The sequence below is a fragment of the Paenibacillus forsythiae T98 genome (genome assembly GCF_000520735.1).
Lineage (GTDB): Bacteria > Bacillota > Bacilli > Paenibacillales > Paenibacillaceae > Paenibacillus_AQ > Paenibacillus_AQ forsythiae.
This window is the reverse complement of the sequence record NZ_ASSC01000485.1, coordinates 1-1,413: the sequence shown is the minus strand read 5'-3', so window position 1 is coordinate 1,413 and position 1,413 is coordinate 1. Positions and strand designations below refer to the sequence as shown.

The window sequence follows — 1,413 nt, the reverse complement described above, 5'->3', positions numbered from 1 at the left end:
GCGGGCTGTAGTCGAGCGGCTGGGCGGACAGGTGAGCTGGAATACCGGCACCCGCAGCGGCCGGGCGGTGCTGAATGGGCGGACCATAATGGCGGATGCGTCCGGCGGCGGACTGGTCTTTAGCGCGGGGAGCGGGGATCAGAGAGCGATTGTCTCGGAAGTGACGCTTGGAGGCGGGGCCATCTGGGTGCCGCTGGGGGATTTGCTGGAATCCGCAGGATACCGTCTTCCCGGGGCGGCATCGGCTTCGGAAGCACAGCGGGTAAGAGCGTCCTGAAACCGCACGTACGGATACCGGGTATATCGTAAGGTCTGTCTTTTCCTTTTCATGGGAATAATAATGAACAAACCCAAGGAAAAGGAAGGATCGTCCATTGATGAAACCAATCCGCAGGTCCGATCAGCCTGCCGTCTCTCCGAACCCGAGTCTGCCTGGCCAGTGGGCGCGAGCGCTGGCCGCAGCGGGCATTATCGCCGGGCTGTACGGCTGGCTTGGCGGCTTCGCCCTGCTGTTTCTTCTGATATTTGTCGGGCTTGTCATGCTTGGCGGACTGTTGCTGCAGGCGCTCGGCCCCCGCAAGTTTGAGCTTGCGCGGACGCTCTCTCCGGCTCAGCCGACAGCCGGCAGCAGCGTGCAGGTAACGGTTAATCTCAGCTTCCGCTGCCGTCTGCCGATTCCCTGGATGCTGATTGAAGAGCATTGGACCTGCGGGGAGCATCGGCTGCTGCTGTTCCCCGGCTTCCGGCGCACGTTCGAGTATACCTACAGTCTGGAGCGGCGGGCCCGGGGCCGGCAGCAGCTGCGTTCCTGCCGCGTCAGCTGGGGGGATTTGCCGGGCTGGTTCACCGGAACAAGCGCTCCCGAGGGGAACCGGGAGTTCAAGGTGCTTCCGGCTCCGCTGTACTGCGGGGACCTCTCCGCCGATTCCGGCGCCGGACCCGGGGCGGCCGCAGCCCTGAGCCGGGGACGGAAGGGGGAAACGGAGGAGGCGGATATCCGAAATTACCAGCCGGGCGATCCGATGAATCGGGTGGATTGGAAAAGCACGGCCCGGCGCGGCTCTCTGCAAAGCCGCGTTCCCGAGAGGGAGAAGGGACGCATGCTCTGCGTCGTCCTAGACAACTGCCTGTCTTCCTATGAAACGCCATGGGAATCGCTCCCGCCTCGGGGGAGCGCTGCGCCGGGAACTCCGGCCTTCGAGCTGGCCGTCTCGGCGGCCTGGGGTCTGCTGCTTGCGGCGGAACGCGCGGGCTCCTATGCCCAATGGTTCGCCGGCGGCTGGCCGGAAGGAATGGCGAGATATGAAGGAATGGGCATCATCCCGGCCAGAGTGCTGGATACGCTTGCCGACATTGCGCCGGATGGAGCGCGCACGCTGGCAAGACTGCTCGAAGACGCCTCGCGGCAGTGCA

The 1,413-nt window shown here is 64.7% G+C and carries 1 protein-coding gene and 1 pseudogene; both read left to right on the top strand.

What is annotated here, in order from left to right; all coding sequences use genetic code 11:
• Positions 1–277: pseudogene (locus L692_RS32815) on the top strand (polysaccharide deacetylase); the annotation flags it as partial.
• Positions 278–377: 100 nt separating this feature from the next.
• The coding region (locus L692_RS0115410; protein ID WP_025701052.1) for a DUF58 domain-containing protein at positions 378–1,413 on the top strand (1,036 nt) is incomplete at its 3' end.